The organism is Gilliamella sp. LMG 34360 (assembly GCF_984568995.1).
In genome coordinates, this window is record NZ_OZ474900.1 from 947768 (window position 1) to 969496 (window position 21729).

The 21729-nt window shown below is 34.7% G+C and carries 19 protein-coding genes; 10 read left to right on the forward strand and 9 right to left on the reverse strand.

Annotation, left to right across the window (positions count from 1 at the left end; genetic code table 11):
- Positions 1-10: 10 nt before the first annotated feature.
- The 4 genes from AC5LW9_RS04310 (at position 11) to yccX (ending at position 4160) form a co-directional block, all read left to right on the forward strand.
- Positions 11-1351: an MFS transporter gene (locus AC5LW9_RS04310; protein ID WP_370528579.1), complete on the forward strand. Its 1341-nt coding sequence runs from the start codon at positions 11-13 to the stop codon at positions 1349-1351.
- 19 nt (positions 1352-1370) lie between these two features.
- Positions 1371-2852, forward strand: coding sequence for a mannitol dehydrogenase family protein (locus tag AC5LW9_RS04315; RefSeq protein WP_198226486.1), 1482 nt, complete (start codon positions 1371-1373; stop codon positions 2850-2852).
- 183 nt (positions 2853-3035) lie between these two features.
- Complete coding sequence (locus tag AC5LW9_RS04320) at positions 3036-3719, forward strand: GntR family transcriptional regulator (RefSeq protein ID WP_198226488.1); 684 nt, start codon at positions 3036-3038, stop codon at positions 3717-3719.
- Between the two features lie 162 nt (positions 3720-3881).
- Positions 3882-4160, forward strand: coding sequence for an acylphosphatase (gene yccX, locus AC5LW9_RS04325; RefSeq protein ID WP_198226490.1), 279 nt, complete (start codon positions 3882-3884; stop codon positions 4158-4160).
- 105 nt (positions 4161-4265) lie between these two features.
- On the opposite strand, the gene AC5LW9_RS04330 is transcribed toward yccX, so the two are convergent.
- The gene (locus AC5LW9_RS04330) at positions 4266-4859 is read right to left on the reverse strand and encodes a CHAP domain-containing protein (protein WP_198226492.1); all 594 of its coding nucleotides are present in this window, start codon (positions 4857-4859) and stop codon (positions 4266-4268) included.
- A gap of 281 nt (positions 4860-5140) precedes the next feature.
- On the opposite strand from AC5LW9_RS04330, the gene lptC reads away from it, so the two are divergent.
- The 4 genes from lptC to AC5LW9_RS04350 are packed head-to-tail and all read left to right on the forward strand — an operon-like array spanning position 5141 to position 8402.
- Complete coding sequence (lptC, locus tag AC5LW9_RS04335; RefSeq protein WP_198226494.1) at positions 5141-5704, forward strand: LPS export ABC transporter periplasmic protein LptC; 564 nt, start codon at positions 5141-5143, stop codon at positions 5702-5704.
- A 4-nt stretch (positions 5705-5708) separates the two neighbouring features.
- Positions 5709-6260: a lipopolysaccharide transport periplasmic protein LptA gene (gene lptA, locus AC5LW9_RS04340; RefSeq protein ID WP_198226496.1), complete on the forward strand. Its 552-nt coding sequence runs from the start codon at positions 5709-5711 to the stop codon at positions 6258-6260.
- Position 6261: 1 nt separating this feature from the next.
- Entirely contained in the window at positions 6262-6987 is a 726-nt protein-coding gene (lptB, locus tag AC5LW9_RS04345; protein ID WP_198226498.1) for an LPS export ABC transporter ATP-binding protein, read from the forward strand.
- Complete coding sequence (locus tag AC5LW9_RS04350) at positions 6987-8402, forward strand: RNA polymerase factor sigma-54 (RefSeq protein ID WP_493456591.1); 1416 nt, start codon at positions 6987-6989, stop codon at positions 8400-8402. The genes lptB and AC5LW9_RS04350 overlap by 1 nt, the downstream gene beginning before the upstream one ends.
- A 48-nt stretch (positions 8403-8450) precedes the next feature.
- Here AC5LW9_RS04350 and AC5LW9_RS04355 read toward each other — a convergent pair whose 3' ends face one another.
- From AC5LW9_RS04355 to leuA, 5 genes are all read right to left on the reverse strand, one after another.
- Entirely contained in the window at positions 8451-9215 is a 765-nt protein-coding gene (locus AC5LW9_RS04355; protein ID WP_411627260.1) for a class I SAM-dependent methyltransferase, read from the reverse strand.
- A gap of 43 nt (positions 9216-9258) precedes the next feature.
- Complete coding sequence (gene leuD / locus AC5LW9_RS04360) at positions 9259-9861, reverse strand: 3-isopropylmalate dehydratase small subunit (RefSeq protein WP_493456372.1); 603 nt, start codon at positions 9859-9861, stop codon at positions 9259-9261.
- 11 nt (positions 9862-9872) lie between these two features.
- Entirely contained in the window at positions 9873-11273 is a 1401-nt protein-coding gene (gene leuC / locus AC5LW9_RS04365) for a 3-isopropylmalate dehydratase large subunit (RefSeq protein ID WP_198235566.1), read from the reverse strand.
- A gap of 159 nt (positions 11274-11432) precedes the next feature.
- Positions 11433-12512, reverse strand: a complete 1080-nt coding sequence (gene leuB, locus AC5LW9_RS04370) for a 3-isopropylmalate dehydrogenase (protein WP_065737645.1) — start codon at positions 12510-12512, stop codon at positions 11433-11435.
- 62 nt (positions 12513-12574) lie between these two features.
- Positions 12575-14122 (reverse strand): 2-isopropylmalate synthase, encoded by a 1548-nt coding sequence (gene leuA, locus AC5LW9_RS04375; protein ID WP_493456373.1) that lies wholly within the window; start codon positions 14120-14122, stop codon positions 12575-12577.
- A 604-nt stretch (positions 14123-14726) separates the two neighbouring features.
- Here leuA and nfsB point away from each other — a divergent pair.
- Together nfsB and ettA are read left to right on the forward strand one after the other, a co-directional pair.
- The gene (gene nfsB / locus AC5LW9_RS04380; RefSeq protein WP_493456374.1) at positions 14727-15371 is read left to right on the forward strand and encodes an oxygen-insensitive NAD(P)H nitroreductase; all 645 of its coding nucleotides are present in this window, start codon (positions 14727-14729) and stop codon (positions 15369-15371) included.
- A 259-nt stretch (positions 15372-15630) separates the two neighbouring features.
- Positions 15631-17298, forward strand: a complete 1668-nt coding sequence (ettA, locus tag AC5LW9_RS04385; RefSeq protein WP_065737642.1) for an energy-dependent translational throttle protein EttA — start codon at positions 15631-15633, stop codon at positions 17296-17298.
- A 166-nt stretch (positions 17299-17464) separates the two neighbouring features.
- Here ettA and AC5LW9_RS04390 read toward each other — a convergent pair whose 3' ends face one another.
- Genes AC5LW9_RS04390 through AC5LW9_RS04400 form a run of 3 tightly spaced genes read right to left on the reverse strand, consistent with a single transcriptional unit; the run spans position 17465 to position 21025 of the window.
- On the reverse strand, positions 17465-19093 hold the full coding sequence (locus tag AC5LW9_RS04390) for a DUF2813 domain-containing protein (RefSeq protein ID WP_493456375.1): 1629 nt from the start codon (positions 19091-19093) through the stop codon (positions 17465-17467).
- A gap of 14 nt (positions 19094-19107) precedes the next feature.
- On the reverse strand, positions 19108-19911 hold the full coding sequence (gene rfaP, locus AC5LW9_RS04395) for a lipopolysaccharide core heptose(I) kinase RfaP (protein ID WP_065737640.1): 804 nt from the start codon (positions 19909-19911) through the stop codon (positions 19108-19110).
- The gene (locus AC5LW9_RS04400) at positions 19904-21025 is read right to left on the reverse strand and encodes a glycosyltransferase family 4 protein (protein WP_493456376.1); all 1122 of its coding nucleotides are present in this window, start codon (positions 21023-21025) and stop codon (positions 19904-19906) included. Before AC5LW9_RS04400 ends, rfaP begins: the two co-directional genes overlap by 8 nt.
- Positions 21026-21729: the final 704 nt, after the last annotated feature.

Sequence of the window (21729 nt, forward strand, 5' to 3'; positions counted from 1 at the left end):
TATGAATAAGATAGGAAATAATAAAAGTGAAAGAAATACTTCAGATTTAGTTAAAGCTGCTGTTTCTGGTTGGCTTGGAACCGCATTAGAGTTTATGGATTTCCAATTATATTCTTTAGGTGCTGCACTTGTATTTCATGAAATATTTTTCCCGGAACAATCAGCGATTATGGCATTGATATTAGCGATGGGAACTTATGGCGCAGGATACGTTGCACGTATTGTTGGCGCTTTTGTTTTTGGCCGCATGGGTGATGCAATTGGTAGAAAGAAAGTATTATTTATCACTATCACTATGATGGGTATTTGTACCACATTGATAGGTTTTTTACCCACCTATGCCCAAGTCGGTATTTTAGCGCCATTAATGTTAGTTGTTTTGCGTATTATTCAAGGATTAGGTGCTGGTGCAGAAATCTCTGGTGCTGGCACTATGCTCGCAGAGTATGCGCCAAAAGGAAAACGAGGAATTGTTTCTTCACTTGTCGCGATGGGTACTAACTGTGGGACTTTAAGTGCGACAGCAATTTGGGCAATTATGTTTTTTATACTAGATAAAGATCAACTCATATCTTGGGGGTGGCGAGTACCATTTATTGCCAGTGTCATTGTTATGATCTTTGCCATTTGGCTCAGAATGAATTTAAAAGAGAGTCCTGTTTTTGATGATGTAAATGATGCAACAGCAAAAACAAGTAATGAAAAACCAGCAATTAAACATATTTCATTATTGGAGATGTGTAAAAGTAAATCCTTTTGGTTAGCAACGGGGTTACGCTTTGGTCAAGCTGGGAATTCTGGTTTAATTCAAACTTTTTTAGCCGGTTACTTAGTACAAGCATTGTTATTTGAAAAAAGCATACCGACTGATGCTTTAATGATCAGTTCAATTGTTGGGTTTTTCACAATTCCTTTCTTAGGTTGGTTATCCGATAAGATTGGGCGTCGGGTACCTTATATAATTATGACTTTATCAGCTATTATTCTTGCTTATCCAATGTTATCTATTATTGTTGATAAAAATCATTCAGTGAGTACCATTATGTTATGTTTGATTGTTATTCATAACGTTGCGGTATTGGGACTGTTTGCATTAGAAAATATCACAATGGCAGAAATGTTTGGCGCGCGTAATCGATTTACTCAAATGGCGATATCTAAAGAAGCAGGTGGACTTATTGCGGTAGGATTTGGTCCAATATTAGCGGGAATTTTCTGTAATATGGTTAACGATTGGTGGCCAATTGTTGTTATGATTATTATCTATTCTTGTATTGGTTTAGTTTCTGCGATTTTTATGCCTGAGGTAAAAGATCGTAATTTAGCTGATTTAAAAGATGCAGCAGAATAAATAAAAAATGGGAAAAATAATGAAATTATCAAATCAAACTTTATCACAACTACCTGAAGCGGTAGTTGTACCAAATTATGATAGAAATCAGCTTAAAACTAAAATCGTTCATCTTGGTTTTGGTGCTTTTCATCGTGCTCATCAAGCTGTATTTGCCGATATTTTAGCTGCCGAACATGGTAGTGATTGGGGATACTGTGAGGTCAATTTAATTGGTGGTGAAAAACAAATCGCTGATCTTAAAGAACAAAATTATCTATTTAGTGTTTGTGAAATGTCCTATGATAACTGGTCTACCCGAGTGGTGGGGGTCGCCAAAGAAGCATTACATGCAGATATAGATGGTATAGCAAAAATTTTAGAGGTTATGACACGTCCAGAAATCGCAATCATATCAATAACTGTCACTGAAAAGGGTTATTGTTATTTACCCGCGACAGCATCAATTGATATCAATAATGTTCTTATTCAACACGATATTGACAATCCAACTAATCCTAAAAGTGTGCCGGGGGTCATTGTTGAAGCTTTACGTATTCGTAAAGAAAAAGGCTTAAAACCTTTTTCGGTCATGTCTTGTGACAATATGCCAGAAAATGGTCATGTAACACGTAATGTAGTTTTGGCTTTAGCAAAAATAAGGGATGCAAACTTATCCCAATGGATTGAAAAAAATGTCAGCTTCCCATCTACTATGGTTGACCGTATTGTGCCAGCAGTAACGCCAGATACAATGGCAAAAATACAAAATCAATTGGGTGGCATTGACGATCCAGCTGGTGTTGCTGGTGAGCCATTCAAGCAATGGGTAATTGAAGATAATTTTGTCGCAGGTCGTCCAGAATGGCAAAAATCGGGTGCAGAGTTAGTTAATGATGTTTTACCGTATGAAGAAATGAAATTACGCATGCTAAATGGTAGTCACTCCTTTTTTGCCTATCTAGGTTATTTGGCAGGATATTTACACATAGATGAATGTATGCAAGATCCTTATTATGTAAAAGCAGCTCGTCACCTTATGTTACAAGAACAAGCAACGACCTTACGTGTAAAAGGAGTTGATTTATCTGCTTACGCAGATTCGTTACTTGATCGTTATCGTAACACAGGCCTTAAACATCGTACTTGGCAAATTGCCATGGATGGTACATTAAAATTACCACAACGTATGCTTGATTCAGTTCGTTATCATTTAGCCAATAATACACCATTTGATTGTTTAGCTTTAGGTATTGCTGCTTGGATGCGATACGTTAGTGGTATCGACGATAATGGTAAAGATATTGAAATTAGTGATCCAGCCGCAGAGCAATTAAAAGAGTTGGTATCAAATAGTCCAGATAATGAAGAGCGAGTCAAAGCATTATTATCATTGACGCATGTTTTTGGAAATGATTTATCTAATAATCAATATTTTATCATTCAAGTTACCAACGCTTATTTATCTTTAAGAGATAAAGGTGCTAAACAAACCGTCCAACAATTAGCACAGAGTTTTTAACACAACTAACAATAATTAATAAAATCAAAGTGTAATAATCAGTAATGGTATTACACTTTTCTAACTGTTTAAATATAAAGCAGAACCTAATTTATTATTATGGGTATTTATCAAAAAAACTTTTCTTATACTTAAAAATCACCTACTATTCTTAATTATTTATTCTTTTAAATAAGATGGTATATGTTTAAATCTATCGACTTAAATATTTCTGAACCTGTTAATCAACAAATTTATCGTACATTACGAAAAGCTATTATTACTTGTTATGTATTACCTGGTGTTTTACTTTCAGAAAAAGAAATTTCCAGTCAATTCAATGTTTCTCGCCAACCTGTCCGTGAAGCATTTATTAAACTAGCTGAAGCTGGTCTTGTACAAATTCTTCCCCAACGTGGCACATTTGTAACGAAAATTTCTATCAAGAAAGTGATGGATGGGCAATTTATCCGTGAAGCAGTTGAATGCGCCATCATCAAGCGGGCAGCTATAGAGATTAGCCAATCTGACATTTTACTGTTGCAAAAAAATCTTGCGGAACAAAAACAAGCCAATGAACGTAAAGACATAAGCTATTTTTTGGAAAAAGATGACGAGTTTCATCAAATATTAATGAATGTAATTGATTGCCCGATGGCATGGCAAACAGTTGAAAATATCAAAGCAATGATGGATAGAGTAAGATATTTAACATTAGAAGATGTCTCTCCACCGGAAGATCTAGTTAAACAACATGAAAAAATTTTAATTGCACTGGAAAATCATGATCCAGAGCTTGCAGTACAGGCTTTACATGAGCATTTGTCAGCGATTCTACAAACTATAACAATTGTATCGCAACAAAAAAATGAATGGTTTGTTGATTAATACTGATATTATCTTATCTTTTTTGATTGTAAAACCTGATCATTTATTAATTTTTATATTCATATCTTTAGCTTATTTAGTTAAAAAAATTAATAAAATTACTGGTTATCATTATCACGCTATAATATTTTTTGATCTGAAAAACCAAGGTAAAGTTGTAATATGATTAAACAATTAAAAATTCAAGTGAGTGGACGGGTACAAGGGGTTGGATTTCGTTTTTTTACTCATCAACAAGCAAAAAAACAGGGTTTATTTGGCTACGTTAAAAATTTGGATAATGGTGATGTTGAAATTCTTATTCAAGGAGATAGTTTGCAAATAACTAAATTCACTGAGTGGCTTAACCAAGGGGGTCCTTCTTCTGCCCGAATTAGCAATATTAATATTTGTGAATTAGCACCTAAAAACGATTTAACTTCTTTTTATATCCGATATTAATTTATTTAAATAAGTTAATTTTAGATGATTTTTAATGGTAGTCACCCAGTTTTTCTAAATAATACTTAGATTGTTAATTAATATAAAATATTATTAAATTGGCTTTTAACGCTTACGTAAATAACCTAAAACACGAAAGGCATCTATTTTCCATAACCCATCTTTATAAATTAGCGGAAAAGTAGCTCGACTACTAGCAGTAGGGCCGGGATTTTGCTGAACGATCTCAATATCAGTGTCAGTAACTTTACTGATGATGGCTACATGACCATATCTAGACCAACCTAAGACAATAATATCGTCAACTTGAGGTTTAGTGGGAGAGCCATTATGGAATTGAAGTAAATTCCGTTTAGGATTGAGAGCTCCATCTGGTATCGAATCATCAAAAAAATCTTTAGCATGGCCATAACTGTCAGGCATTTTATGATTAAACCGTTCGTAATAGTAACGTTTAATAAACTCAACACACTGATACTTCAATCCTAAATTATAACCATCTTTTGCTACATTTCTACCACTTACATGGTTTACTGCGCCATTATAATAAACTTTAACACCATTGAATTCATCAACAACCATGCCAATTTTACTTTCATCAACATTTAAATCAGCATAAACAAAATGATAAAAACCAATACCCAATAACATTAATAAAACAATTATTGAAAAAACAATTTTTTTAAAGCTTAATAACATCAGGGATCCCTTTTACATATCTTTTTATCTTAAAAACGAAGAATGTTCTAATCCTTGAATGTGTTGTATATTATCATTAAAAGTTATCTGTTTTATAGTAAAAAGAAAATTTATAAGTAAATTATCAATATTTTCAATTATTATTTTGAGATTACTTAACTTCTTTTAATGTCAGATATTAATTTAATAAAAAATAAAGTAAAATAACCAAATTACAGAACTTAAAGATAACGATTTATCCTTGTTATTGATTAAACTTATTCGTGTGATAAAAATATGCTATGAATAAAAAAAATTTAATCTATATCTTACTTATCATTGTGGTGGTTGGTGTTTATTATAATTATCAGAAAGATGATGATTCAGATTCAATGTCAACAATCAGCTTATCGGATACGCCAATATATCAAAGTGATGATATGATAACAAATATTTATGACATATCAGGAGAGATCATCTATAAAATTGAATCAGTTAAAGTCAAACATTTTGATGAATCAAATAATACTGAATTTGATTTCCCCAATTTGACTATTTATGATCGGGAACATTCTGCTACATGGAATATTCATTCTCAAAAAGCAACATTAACCAATGATAAATTGATTTATCTTAATCAAAATGTTCAATTAGATAATTTAACTACTGATGCTCAGTTACAGCATGTATTAACAGATAATGCTATTATTGACTTAACGACCCAAAATGTCACCTCTAAAGATCTTGTTACTATTAAAGGGGTTGGTTTTTTTTCAACAGGGCAAGGATTAATTGGAAATCTACGAACAAAAACCGCAAATATACTTGAAAATATAAAAACTTATTACAACACTGAGGCAAAATAAAAAAATGAGATTGCAAAAACGGTTTATTTATCCATTATTTTTTATGTTATTTATTTCATATGGGTGTTTTGCCGATGAACCAAATACATCAATATCCGAAGAACAAAAAGATAAAAAGATGTTAGTTAATAATAAACCTATTACTATAGATGCAGATAATCAACAGATTGATATTGATAAAAATATCATAACATTTAGTGGTAATGTGCAAATAACCCAAGATGGTTTAACTATTTTAGCTGATAAAGTGATAGTGACAGATATGCAGGATTCCACAAAACAGAAAATTACAGCGTATGGTAATCCAGTAAATTTTAAGCAAATATTACCTCAAAATAATAATGTTGTGACTGGGCATTCCGAACAAATTATCTATGATGTTAAACAAAATATTGTCACCTTACGGAACAATGCAGAATTATTTCAGCAGGATAATCACGTGGTTAGTTCAATCATTACTTATAATGTAAAACAACAGTTGATACTCGCCCAACCCAAAAATGGTCGAGTAAAAAGCACTATTATCCCTAGCCAAGTTAAAGAGATAAATAAATAAAATGTCAATTTTAAAAGCGGAAAATTTAGCCAAAATTTACAAGAAACGTCGTGTGGTTGAAGATGTCAGTTTAACTGTAAACTCAGGTGAAATTGTTGGTTTATTAGGACCTAATGGTGCTGGTAAAACCACCACTTTTTATATGGTTGTTGGTATTGTAACTTTAAATGCAGGTAAAATATTTCTTGATGATCATGATATAAGTATATTACCTTTACATGAACGAGCCCAAAAGGGAATTGGATATTTACCGCAAGAAGCTTCAATTTTCAGAAAACTCTCGGTTATTGACAATATTATGGCCATTTTAGAAACACGTAATGATATTGATAAAAGCGAAAAAATTGACCGAGCAGAAGAACTTCTTGAAGAATTTCATATCACCCATATACGTGACAGTATCGGACAATCTTTATCGGGTGGTGAAAGACGTAGAGTTGAAATTGCCAGAGCGTTAGCGGCTAACCCTAAATTTATTTTACTTGATGAACCTTTCGCTGGAGTTGATCCTATATCGGTTATTGATATTAAAAATATTATTAAGCATTTACGCGATAGAGGACTTGGCGTATTAATCACAGACCACAATGTGCGCGAAACGTTGGATGTCTGTGAACGTGCTTATATTGTAAATAAAGGACATTTAATTGCTGAAGGTTCACCAAGTGATATCTTAAGTAACGAATATGTTAAACGCGTTTACTTAGGAAATGAATTTAGATTATGATAAGACCGAGTTTACAACTGAAAATTTCTCAACAGTTGTCAATGACACCTCAACTTCAACTAGCCATTCGATTGTTGCAGTTGTCAACGTTAGAACTACAGCAAGAAATTCAAACAGCACTTGAAAATAATCCATTACTTGAGATTGCAGATCAATATGATGAAGTAAATATTGAGAAAATTGAGTTAAATGAAAATGTTGACACTCGTGAAGCCTTAGATAGCCGAGAAATTCCAGACGACATCCCACTTGATGCATCATTAGATGATATTTATACGGCAGGTACGCCTTCTGGAACTCATTCTGATTATCGTAATGATGAGTTACCGGTTTACCAAGGTGAAACCCATGAAACATTGTATGACTATTTAAAATGGCAACTTGATTTAACCCCTTTTAGCGACATTGATCGTGCCATTGCGGTGTCAATTATCGATGCGATTGATGAAAGAGGTTATTTGACAGTTTCATTAGATGAAATCTTGGAAGAACAAGGTAATGATGAGATTGAACTTGAAGAAGTTGAAACTGTTTTAAAACGAATTTGGCATTTTGACCCAATCGGTGTTGGTGCCAGAACGCTGCAAGAGTGTTTATCTATCCAAATCCAATATTTGACGCCACCAACATTTGTTAAGCAAATCATTGATGACTATCTTGATTTATTGGCAGTTCGGGATTATCGAACATTAAAAAAAATGTTGAATGCAACAGATGAACAACTTAAAGAATCTATCGATTTTATTCAGCATTTACAGCCTTATCCTGGTGATTCGGTTAATACCACTTCCCCAGATTATGTGATTCCAGATGTATTAGTCAGAAAAATGGATGGGCGATGGGTTGTTGATTTAAATAATGACACCATGCCGACTTTACGCATTAATCAGCAATATGCAGCAATGGAAAAAATTGCCAGTCAAAGCGATAGTCAATATATAAAATCACATTTGCAAGATGCCAATTGGTTTATTAAAAGTATTGAAAATCGTAACGAAACCTTGTTGAAAGTCAGTCAATTTATAGTTGAACACCAACAAGAATTTTTTGAGCATGGTGCAGAATATATGAAACCGATGATTTTGTCGGATGTGGCTACAGCGATTGATATGCATGAATCCACGATTTCTCGTGTGACCACTCAAAAATATTTACAGTGTCCAACAGGAATATTTGAACTAAAATTCTTTTTTTCAAGCCATGTTAATACTGAATCTGGGGGCGAAGCATCGTCTACTGCTATTCGTGCTTTAATTAAAAAATATATATCCACAGAAGACAGTAAAAAACCATTGAGCGACAGTAAATTAGTTTCAATGTTAGAAAAACAAGGGATTATTATTGCTCGAAGAACAGTGGCCAAATATCGTGAAAGTTTGTCAATTCCACCATCGAGTCAGCGAAAACAGCTTTGAGCGACAGACTAATTACAAAGCTGTTATCTAACCATTTGAATTGATAAATCAAACAATTCTACTGGTTTCAATAATCATCATATCTGTAGTAAATGAGCCATCAGGTTGCAGTTCAAAATAGTTTTTTGTATCACTAGCAGCTGTTTCTTGATAAGCTCTAATTGCTTCCACTAATTGAGTTGGTGTACGCATGCGTTTAACCCATGTATCAAAAGAGAGTGTTAAACGATGACGAGCAATATTATCGATAGTAAAACCAGCTTCGGTCAAAAAAGTTAACCATTCACCTGGCGTATAGTCACGAACATGTGATGTATCACGCAACGCTTCAATGGTTTGTAACCAGATATCTAATACTGGATGTCCGGGGGATACCACATCCATAATTATCAATTTGCCATTTGGTTTAGTGATCCTATGTAGTTCACGTAAACTTTTACCCACATCGTGCCAATGATGTGCGGAATAGCGACTTGCGACAATATCAAATTGACTATCAGCAAAAGGTTGCTGTTCGGCATAACCTTGTACTGTGGTTAGATTATTTAAACCTCGTTCCTTAGCTGTTTGAGAAACGACAGATAACATTTCATCGGATAGATCATAAGCGATAACGTGTTTTACATGCTGTGCGGCAATAAAACTAACATGGCCTGCACCGCAACCCATATCAAGTAATTGAGCTTCAGGATAATAAGCAAGCAGGTTAGATAAATATTGCAGATCGGAACCTTGGGCGTGAACTTTACTGGTCAAATAGGCATTAGCTTGTTCACCAAATTGCTGTTTTACATGATCGTGATGTGTTGTCATAGCGATTTTCCATAATTAGGCGCCAAAAGGGCGCCTTAAATAATTAAGCTAAAAAGATTGGAATTTTGTTTTCAAATGCACTAATCACATCTTCATGCTGTAAGGTTAATCCAATATTATCCAAACCATTTAATAAACAGTGACGTTTAAATGCATCAATTTTAAATGAATATTGTTTATCGCCAGCAATCACGACTTCGTTAACCAGATCGATAGTAAATTCTATCCCTTCGTTAGCTTCAACAATTTTAAATAATTCATCAACATCTTCTTCTGATAAATTAACTAATAGTAACTGATTATTAAACGAGTTATTGTAAAAAATATCAGCAAAACTTGAACCAATGATGGTTTTAAAACCATAATCGGCAAGTGCCCATGGCGCATGTTCACGTGATGAACCACAACCAAAATTTTCGCGTGCTAATAAAATACTTGCGCCTTTATAACGTGGTTTGTTCAGTACGAAATCGGGATTTGGTTGCTGACCAGCATCATCTAAAAAGCGCCATTCATGAAATGCATGTTTACCAAAGCCAGTACGGGTTACTTTTTGTAAAAACTGTTTAGGGATAATTGCATCAGTATCAACGTTAGCCGCATCTAAAGGTACGACTAGTCCGGTATGTTTTGTAAATTTAGCCATGACAAGCCTCCTTAAAATGATTTGCGAATATCAGTAAAATGACCAGTAATAGCTGCCGCTGCTGCCATAGCAGGACTGACTAAATGCGTACGGGCATCACGACCTTGACGACCTTCAAAATTACGGTTACTGGTTGATGCACAGCGGTCGCCTGGTGCTAACTTATCATCATTCATCGCTAAACACATTGAACAGCCCGGTAAACGCCATTCAAAACCAGCTTCAATAAAAATTTTATCTAACCCTTCAGCTTCTGCTTGCTCTCGAACTGGCCCTGATCCAGGAACGACCAATGCTTGCACTCCATCGGCAACTTTACGACCTTTAGCAATTTGAGCCGCAGCACGTAAATCTTCAATACGTGAATTAGTGCATGAACCGATGAAGACTTTATTAATTTTTATGTCCGACATTTTAGTTCCAGCTGTTAATCCCATGTAAGCTAAAGCTCGTTCTGCTGAATGTTTCTCGATAGGATCAGTAAAATCATTAGGGTTTGGCACTTGAGCATCAATCGAAGTGACCTGACCAGGATTAGTACCCCATGTTACTTGTGGCGCAATATCTTTACCTTCTAACGTTACGATGGTATCAAAATGGGCACCTTCATCTGTTTTTAATGTTTTCCAATAAGCAACTGCTTTGTCAAAATCTTCACCTTTTGGCGAAAATTGACGACCTTTCAAATATTCAAAGGTAACTTCATCGGGTGCGATAATGCCCGCTTTCGCACCCATTTCAATTGCCATATTACATAATGTCATACGGCCTTCCATAGATAAGGCTTTTATTGCTTCACCACAAAACTCAACCACATATCCAGTACCACCAGCACTCGTAGTTTTACCAATAATTGCTAAAATAATATCTTTTGCGGTAATACCATCGGCAACATGCCCTTTAACTTCAATTTTCATGGTCTTGGCTCGACCTTGTTTTAGCGTTTGGGTTGCTAACACATGTTCAACTTCCGAAGTACCAATACCAAATGCTAATGCCCCAAAAGCCCCGTGTGTAGCTGTATGGGAATCACCACATACAATGGTCATTCCTGGTAAAGTCATTCCTTGTTCTGGTCCTACCACATGAACAATACCGCGTAATGGACTTTGTAAACCATATAATGAAATCCCAAATTCTTTGGCATTTTTATCCAGTTCGGTTAATTGAATTCGAGCCATTTCACTACAAGCGCTAAGATCATTACTTTTAGTTGAAGTATTATGATCCATTGTTGCAAAAGTTTTATTAGGTTGACGTACTTTACGATTCATGGCTCGTAAACCATCAAATGCTTGCGGGGAGGTAACTTCATGAACTAAATGACGATCGATATATAAGATAGGCGTCTCATTAGGCGCTTCGTAAACGACATGTGCATCATACAATTTTTGATACAGTGTTTTTGACATTGCTGTTTTCCTTGTTATTTCTTATAACGGGTACTAAAAAATTAACTAACATATATCATTCTCTAACAGTTAAATAATCATTAAAACCTGAAAAGGGATATCAAAGAGTGACAAGACACCAATACTCAAATATCCCTTAATTGGATTGATAAAAAACTATTAAATAAGTTTACAAATAATATCACCCATTTCATCGGTTGAAATCGATTGCTGTTTTTGGGCAAGATCAATTGTACGATAGCCTTTTTCTAATGCTTGATTAACGGCCGTTTCAATCGCTGTAGCAATATCATCGCGTTTTAAACTGTAACGAACTAACAACGCTAATGACAAAATTTGTGCAGCAGGATTAGCTATATTTTTACCAGCAATATCTGGTGCACTACCACCAGCAGGTTCGTATAATCCAAAACCTTGCTCATTAAGACTTGCAGATGGTAACATTCCCATAGAACCAGTAATCATTGCGCATTCATCCGATAAAATATCACCAAATAAATTAGAACACAAAATTACATCAAATTGTGAAGGATCTTTTACTAATTGCATGGTGGCGTTGTCAATATACATGTGTTCAAGAGCAACATCAGGATAATTTTTTGCAACTTCTGTCACAACTTCACGCCATAAAATTGAGGTTTGTAGTACATTAGCTTTATCAACAGAAGTCACTTTTTTACGACGTAAACGCGCAGCTTCAAAGCCCATTTTAGCAATCCGCTCAATTTCAAAGCGGTGATATACTTCGGTATCATAAGCTTTTTCTTGAGCACCACTGCCTTCACGTCCTTTAGGTAAACCAAAATAGATGCCGCCTGTTAATTCACGCATACACAAAATATCAAATCCGCGTTCTGCAATATCCGCTCGTAATGGACAAAGATCCTCTAAACCTTGGTATAAACGGGCAGGGCGCATATTAGCAAATAATTTAAAGTGTTTACGTAATGGCAATAAAGCACCACGTTCTGGTTGTTGATCTGGCGGTAAATTAGTCCATTTAGGCCCACCTACTGAACCGAATAAAATTGCATCGGCTTTTTCACAGCCTTCTAACGTATCTTTGGGTAATGGGCAACCATGAATATCAATTGCAGCGCCACCAACATCATATTCACTGGTTGTTATAGCTAAATTATATTTTTTACGGATGACTTCAAGTACTTTATAGGCTTGTTTCATTACTTCTGGGCCAATACCGTCGCCGGGTAGTACTGCAATATGGTAACTTTGTGTCATTTTCTTATTCCTTAACAATTTAATGAATTGATTAACTTTGCTTCTTAAATCACAAGATAATATTAAACAAGATGTAATTTTTGTTTTTCTTGTGCTACTTGATTTGCTCGATAAACATTATTTAAAACATTAATTAATGCTAATGCCGATGCGTGAACAATATCGGTAGCTAATCCTACACCATGGAAATTGCGCCCTTTATATTCTGCAACAATATCAACTTGACCTAAAGCATTTTCGCCTTGCCCTTTGGAAGCGAGTTGATATTTAACAATTGCTATAGGCTCATTAGTAATTCGATTTATTGCTTGATATACCGCATCAACAGGACCATTACCCGTTGCTGCATCGGAAAATTTTTTATCCCCAACGATTAAGCTAACCGAAGCTGTTGAGACAACTGTTGAGCCAGATTGGACATTAAAATAATCCAAAACATAATGCTCTTTGTCATTTTTTAGTTGATTAATAAAGATAAGTGCTTCAAGGTCGTAGTCAAAGACTTGCCCTTTTTTATCGGCAAGTTCTAGAAATGCTTCATAGACTTGATTTAAGTTATAGTCTTTATCATGATAACCAAGTTCTTCTAAACGATGTTTCACAGCAGCTCTTCCTGAGCGTGAAGTTAGATTCAATTGAATTTGGTTTAATCCAATTGATTCAGGTGTCATGATTTCATAAGTTTCGCGGTTTTTTAATATCCCATCTTGATGAATTCCTGATGAGTGTGCAAAGGCATTACTACCAATAACCGCCTTATTAGACGGTATTGGTGTATTAGTAATTTGGCTTACGATTTGGCTGGTACGATATATTTCTTGATGATTGATATTAGTGTGAACATTTAAAATATTTTGACGAACTTTAATCGCCATAATCACTTCTTCTAAGGCTGTATTGCCCGCTCGTTCACCTAAACCATTCATCGCGCCTTCAATCTGCCTAGCGCCTTCTTGAATCGCGCTAATCGAGTTAGCCACCGACATGCCCAAGTCATCATGACAATGAACAGAGATAATCGCTTTATCAATGTTCGGGACACGTTCAAATAAGGTACGAATAATGCCACCAAATTGATAAGGGACAGTATAACCGACAGTATCCGGAATATTGATCGTTGTTGCCCCTGCTTGAATTGCTGCTTCAACAATCCGACATAAGTTATCAATTGGGGTACGGCCTGCATCTTCACAAGAAAACTCCACATCATTAGTATAATTACGTGCACGTTTAATACAGTGCACAGCCCTATCAATGACATCTTCAAATGTCATTTTTAATTTGTCTTGCACATGTAAGGTTGAAGTAGCCATAAAAGTATGAATTCGAAATTGATCAGCAACTTTTAAGGCTTCTGCTGCAACATCAATATCTTTGTCAATACAACGAGATAGTGCACAAACACGACTATCTTTTATTGTTTTTGCGATAGTTTGCACCGATTCAAAATCACCAGGAGATGAAATAGGAAAACCAACTTCCATAATATCAACATGCATTCTTTCTAACGCAAGCGCTATTTGTAATTTTTCTTTAACACTTAAACTGGCCTGTAATGCTTGTTCGCCATCGCGTAATGTTGTATCAAAAATAATGACTTGATCGCTCATTGTTTTATCCTTTGTATATTCTAGCGCTATTGCGATATTTCAAGTTAAGAAAACAAAAAACCCGCACTTTAGCGCGGGTTCTTGTTAATTAGTCGAGTTATTTAATAAATTATCTTTACTCCACACACAAGGTATCCGCGCAATAAGATGCGAGGAGGAGAGTGAGCAAAAGGTAATTTGTTTTAATCATTAAAACTCTCAAACTAGTTAATTTAAATTGGTCAAAATATTAACATCATTTTTATCAAATAATAGTTTAAATGTCAAGATTAATATTTATAGAGTATTACTTTTAACGTACTAATTATTGGGTAAAAATTTTGTATGCATTAATAACAATTGTTCATTATTATTAGCCATGTTAGTTTATTTATTTAATGGATTTTTATGTAAACCTGTAAAGATATATCATTTGAGCAACAATTATATTGTAATTGAGCAAAATGTGTGCACAATATCAAGCAATGTTTATTAAAAAACACTCATTACTTTAGTTAATTTAATTGTTATCCAATTCATAAATTTGACAAGCGTATCTAATTAATCTAATTTTAAAAATCTTTAAGTTACCTTTCATTAACAATCATTAAGATGGAGTTATGATATGAATATTGTCGAGATTTCCCAAAACCGTTACACAACCAAACATTATGATAAGACTAAAAAAATCCCTAAAGAGAAACTTGAACAATTATTAACGGTTTTACGAAACAGTCCATCATCAGTCAATTCTCAGCCATGGCATTTTTTTGTGATTGATAATGATCCCGTTAAAAATAAAATTTTACCGGCCATTGCTGAGTTTAATCAACCTAGAGTCACAGACTCATCGCACACTATTGTTTTTTGTATTAAATCGCCATTTGATGAAGCGCATTTGGTTAATTTATTAAATCAAGAAGAAAAAGATGGGCGCATACCAACCGCAGAATTAAAAGATGCTCAGGACCAAGGTAGACGTTATTTTGTTAATTTAAATAGCTCAACACCTCAATCTCTGCAATGTTGGGAGGGTAAACAAACCTATCTCGCTTTAGGGCAATTGCTTTTTGCAGCTGCTGCTATTGGTATTGATTCAACAGCTGTTGAAGGATTTGATTCTGAAAAAATGGACGAGATTTTAGATTTAAAAGCAAAAGGATTGAAAAGTTTAGTGATTGCGACTCTAGGTTATCGTTCTGAAAATGACGGTAATGCGCATCGTCCTAAATCACGTCTACCAAAAGAACAGATTTTTACTTTTTTATAAATAATAAAATAGAGTAATATTTATGATTATCCCGCCCAATAATAGGCGGGATAATTTAAAAAAAACGGTACTATTTATCGAAAATAATTGTCAGATTTTAAGAAGATATCTTCAGTCATTTGTTGTTGTTCTGGTATAAATTTGTCATTATAAAAAAATAACCCTAGACCATACAGATAGAATCATTACAATATACGCCATCAATCATTTAGCAATACAATAGGTTGCTAGTTTTAATTAATTAAACGGATGATGTTTTATGGCACAATATGTCTATACCATGAATCGCGTAGGGAAGATTGTTCCCCCTAAACGCTATATTTTAAAAGATATCTCTTTAAGTTTTTTTCCGGGGGCCAAAATTGGGGTACTCGGTTTAAATGGTGCAGGTAAATCTACATTATTACGCATTATGGCGGGTGTGGATACTGAGATTGAAGGCGAAGCTCGCCCACAACCCGATATTAAAATCGGTTATTTACCTCAAGAACCTAAACTCGATCCTAAGCAAACTGTACGTGAGGCGATTGAACAGGCTGTTGGTGATGCCAAAAAAGCACTCGCTCGACTAGATGAAGTTTATGCTGCTTATGCTGATCCTGATGCCGATTTTGATAAATTAGCCAAAGAACAAGCAGAGCTTGAAGCAATTATTCAATCGCAAGATGCCCACAATTTAGATAACCAATTAGAGCGTGCCGCCGATGCTTTACGTTTACCTGATTGGGATGCAAAAATTGAAAATTTATCAGGTGGTGAGCGTCGTCGTGTCGCTATCTGTCAGTTATTGCTTGAAAAACCAGACATGTTATTAATTGATGAACCAACTAACCATCTGGATGCTGAATCTGTAGCTTGGCTTGAACGTTTTCTACATGATTATGAAGGAACCGTTGTTGCTGTAACTCATGACCGTTACTTCTTAGATAATGTTGCGGGATGGATTTTAGAGCTTGACCGTGGTGAGGGTATTCCTTGGGAAGGTAACTATTCATCTTGGCTTGAACAAAAAGATCAGCGCTTAGCGCAAGAAGCGGCAACCGAATCAGCACGTCGTAAATCGATTGAAAAAGAACTTGAATGGGTAAGACAAAATCCAAAAGGTCGACAAGCGAAGAGTAAAGCCCGTTTAGCTAGATTTGAAGAGTTAAACAGCAACGATTACCAAAAACGTAACGAAACAAACGAACTTTTTATTCCACCTGGGCAACGTTTAGGTGACAAAGTGATCGAAGTAAGCAATTTAAGTAAATCTTATGGTGATCGCGTACTAATTGATAATCTTTCATTCACTATTCCAAAAGGGGCAATTGTGGGGATCATTGGTCCAAATGGTGCCGGTAAATCAACTCTATTTAGAATGTTGTCAGGTAAAGAGCAGCCAGATTCAGGTACTATTACCTTAGGTGATACAGTACAATTAGCGTCGGTTGATCAGTTCCGCGATAGTATGGATGATAAAAAAACCGTTTGGGATGAAATATCCAACGGACAAGATATTATGCGTATCGGTAATTTCGAAATTCCAAGCCGTGCTTATGTTGGTCGCTTTAATTTTAAAGGCGTTGATCAGCAAAAACGTGTTGGAGAACTTTCCGGTGGTGAACGTGGACGAGTACATTTAGCCAAATTATTACAAGTTGGTGGTAATGTGTTATTGCTAGATGAACCGACCAATGACCTAGATGTTGAAACATTACGTGCGCTTGAAAATGCGTTATTAGAGTTTCCGGGCTGTGCCTTAGTGATTTCGCATGACCGTTGGTTCCTTGACCGTATTGCAACGCATATTTTGGATTACCAAGACGAAGGGCATGTTGAGTTCTTTGAAGGTAACTTTACTGAATATGAAGAGTGGAAAAAACGTACTTTAGGTGCAGAAGCTGTCGAACCAAAACGTGCTAAATACAAACGTATTACGAAATAGTTGATATTGTTAATTAAGCTTATCCGCCGATAATGATTCGGCGGAATACTAATAAACAAGAAATAATTAGACACAATCGCTATATCTACAACTGACATTTAAAATAATCATTCTATCCACCCCATTAATTAAAAAATCTTTTTAACAATACGGATGCAACAAGTGATTAAGCAAAATTTTTGGATGCTTTAACAATTTTAGCAAATGTATCAGTTAACAAATGTGGTATAGCACTTACGCCACGGGATTTTGCAGCATCACAAACAGCAATAGCTAAATCGGGTTTAGAACTGCGATGAATCGCTTTTTGAATAATTTTAGGTACAGGCATATCAATATGTTGCACAGTATTATACGCTGCCAATTTATAAACATCACTAAAACCATGTTTAAACAAGAAGTTTTCAATATCGCGCGCAGGCAATACGGTTAAATAATCACTTGGATTTTTGCCTTCAGGGCATAGTGATTTTACTGTATCAGCGTATTTTTTACCTGCCATGTCTCCATCGGTTATTACATACCAATGAATGCCCATTCGATTAGCGTATTTTATCAACGGTTTTAAACCGCATTGAGCAAATTCAATTAACTGTACTCCTTCCGAACTTAAATGATAGCCACTCTGTTCAGCGAGTTCTCGCAGTAACCAAACTTCGGTTTCTCCTTCCACTAATAACCAACAACGAGCAAATATGGCGCTGGCACGTCGATAGAAAATATGAAACAAAATTCGACGACTATCATCAGTTCCAAAAGAACGCGGAGTAATGTATTTTGCAATGATTCTATCCGGTAGACGAATCAAGCGATAAATGGTATCTAATGGAAAGAGTGATACTAAATCACTTGAATTAGAGGTGATAATTTTTTGCGTTGGTAGATGTTTGAGTAACCGAAATCCAACCGATAAGATGATAGGGTGGATTTGGCTTTCAGGCTCTTCTAAAATTAAAATGGGTACTGAACTTTGTGAAAGAGCAGTATTGCCTTTGGCATTAATAAGCGACCCAAATACTCCTAACAAGGTTGCACGTAAGTAATCATCATCTAAATCATCCAAAATATTATTAATGCGTTCAAGTGAATCCCAATCTTCACTGCGTGGGCTGGTTTTTTTTGCCACTTGTTTATAATGATAACGATGCTGTTGATCCACAAAGTAATATTCCAAAAGTGCACGAGCAGCTTGCAAACCGCGTTGTAATTCATTTTGACTTAATTGTGAAGAATGTGTCTTTAACTGATTTGACAGTTCCTCAACAAAATATTGTGACAAGGGTTGATTGGTAATGGGTAAATCATCACTGTTAATTGTATTTTTTAACGCCATTATTGGATTGAGTTCAATTAAATTTGCAATCAACAATTTATGATTTTCAATATTAAAGGGCTCACCGTTTGCATCAACCAACACATGCTCACTAATAATATTATCACCTTGTTTATCGGCGCTAATATGGTAAGTAATGCGGCGCAACTTATCTTGTTCTGAATTAAAGCTAACCGGAATGAGTGAGTGATAAGCTTGCTTATCTAGCTCGTTTAAGGACGATTCACAATAAGTAATTTTGATGCTAATGTGATCTCCATAAACATGATTTTGGTCATGATAAAAGTCAGTATCAACAAATTGATAAAACTTATTGTTGAGGGATAACAATGTCAACGCACTAATTAAACTTGAGCGTCCCCAACGGTTCTCGCCAATTAGTACGCTGGAACTTGCGTTAAATTTCAAAGATAATTGGCTGATACCCCGAAATCCTGTAATATCAATTTGCTCAATAAACATAGTATTTCCTTATGTTAAAGTTGATACTTCTGTGTCCGTTTACTAATTCGTTCTGCTTTTTGTTGTGCGCTGGTGATTAATTTATGCTCATCACGTAAAATTGTTTTAATGGGTTTATTAAAATAAACTTTCAAAAACCGCCAAATATCCCGATTTGTTAAGCCAATTTTAGTTGATGAAAAATAAAGTCCAATCAGATCTTTATCACGCCAACGAGTAGGTACTTTATCGCGAATTTGGGCTCGGTGTAAATCGATTACTGATAATTTAATTTGCTGATGATTTTCAAATAACGGTATATCAAGCAAAAAATGACACAAATAGCAGTCACGATGATTTACTCCAGCTGCATGCATTTTAGCGGTCATATTGGCTAAATAAATAATTAATGAACGCTTTAAATGATAACTCGGAGGTTGGTTTAGCCATGGCTTAGTAAAATCTTCTAAACTTATGGTAGGGTTAAGATCTTTGGTAATAATAAACGAGTGACGTGTCAGTGGATTTAATCCCTTTCGTCCAAATGCGCGCCCATCCATAGTATTTACACCAGCTTGCTCTAAACGATGAATCGCATCCCACTCTTGTTTGGCATCTAAAACAGGTAAACGTAGTGAAATTAGATTCTTTACAATCTCTTTAACTGTGGTGCCTCGGTGAATTTTAATAAAATATGATTCATCTTCTAATTGAAAGTTTAACGTTTTACGCTGTTTGACTGCACGATAGACTTTACCTGAAATTAATTCAACTTCAGTAAACGGATCTTTTTGTTGCCATAATTGCTCAAAAGGTGATTTAAGTATAATTTCATTCATGATGACATCCTAAAATAATGTCTGCTGCACGCTGCGCTAAATGATATAAATCTTCACTATTACCATAGGCAATGGCATTTTTATGCCAACTTAGCCATTGCTCTTTATCGTTAATTAATTTTGCCAATGCTTGATCTAAAGCACTTTGATGATAAGGTTCACTTAACACAATGCCCGCATTCGCTTGTTCAATATGATAAGCATATCCAGAAATACCTGAAACAATTACTGGTACACCCGCCGCTAATGCTTCAATCAATACCATACCAGCGGCTTCTTGTCTGGCTGGATGAAGTAATAGATCGGCTGAAAATAAAAAATCAGGAATATCATCACGACCCGAAAAAAATCGCACTTGTTTTGTAATATTTAATTCCTCAGCCAATTTTTGATAGGGTTCAGGTTTATCTTGCCCAACAACCAAATAGATGACTTTTTGTTTTGATTCATTAGTTAAAGCTGCAATGGCTTTCAATGACCGATCCACCCCTTTACGTTTAAAATCTGAGCCAATTTGAACTATCACAAAATCATCTTGATTAATTTGATTTTTTTGTCGAAATTGTTCACGCTTTATTGGGGAGCAAACACTGTATTTACGATCTAACGCAATTCCCGGTGGTAATAAAAAGAATCGTTCATCTTGAGTATGATAATAATTTTTAAAATCTTGAGTTTGTTGTTTAGTCAACACCATGATTTTAGTCTTTGAACTTTGGTCAAAAACGGCTTGTTCAAAGGCTAAATAGTGTTTGCAACGTTTAGAGTGTTTATAAAAAAAGCCCTTGTGTGCTGCTTTTTCAGCAAAACAAGTATCACCTGCAAAATAAACATCTAATCCCGGCATTTTGTTAAATCCTACAACACAATCAGCTGGATTAGCTTGTAAATGCGCTTGTATCCAATGGTAATAAGCTTGATTACGACTATGGTTAGTTAACCCTTTTTTAGGAACAATAATAATATCAAATCCTGCCGGTTTATCTCCTTGCCAGTCTAATACATAAACACGAATTTGATGTCCACGAGCTTGGCAAGCAGTAGCAACTTGTAAAAAATCACGTTGCAAACCACCAAAAGGGAAAAATTTATAAATACAAAAAGCCAGTTGCATGCAGATTGTCTCAAATGATAAAACGTCATTATATACTTGTTGTTAATAAAGGTACAAAAATACGCTGATTCAATTAATATTTTTCACTAAGTTCGTATAAATAGTATATAAAAATCTAAAAATGCCTTAAGTTATCACTTTATGATTTTATATCAAATAGATAATCGATATAGATAATTAAATTTACTTAAAAAATGAATGTGATACTATGTCCAACTTATTAGTGAAATATGAATGTTTATCACAATAAATTACAAATTATTAATATATTGAAATAGGGTCAGTAGTAAATGTTGTTTATAAATTTAAGCAATCCTAATTACTCACTTGAATAAAATTTAATTATACAATGTTCAGGGAATAACCATCGCATCTGCATGGTTTTTTGAACAAAACGTTGTATAAAATGAATCACGAATTAAATCATCGCTTAATTCAATATATTAATAAAACAGATTTGAATCAATTTTTTGATAAAAAAATAAAGGTAGTTTTCAATAAAACTATTCCTAATTGTAATAAATTAAATTTTACAGTTGGACTTGTTTTATAAGTCGGTCTTGCTGATAGTGGATTATTTTTTACTTTAGGAAATTATATTTTTTGATGTTTGATTTTTTTCTGAAATAAAAATGTCCAATATCAGCATTTTTTATGCTCATACCATGAACTAATAAGTAGGATTAAACAAAAGGTAAGTATTT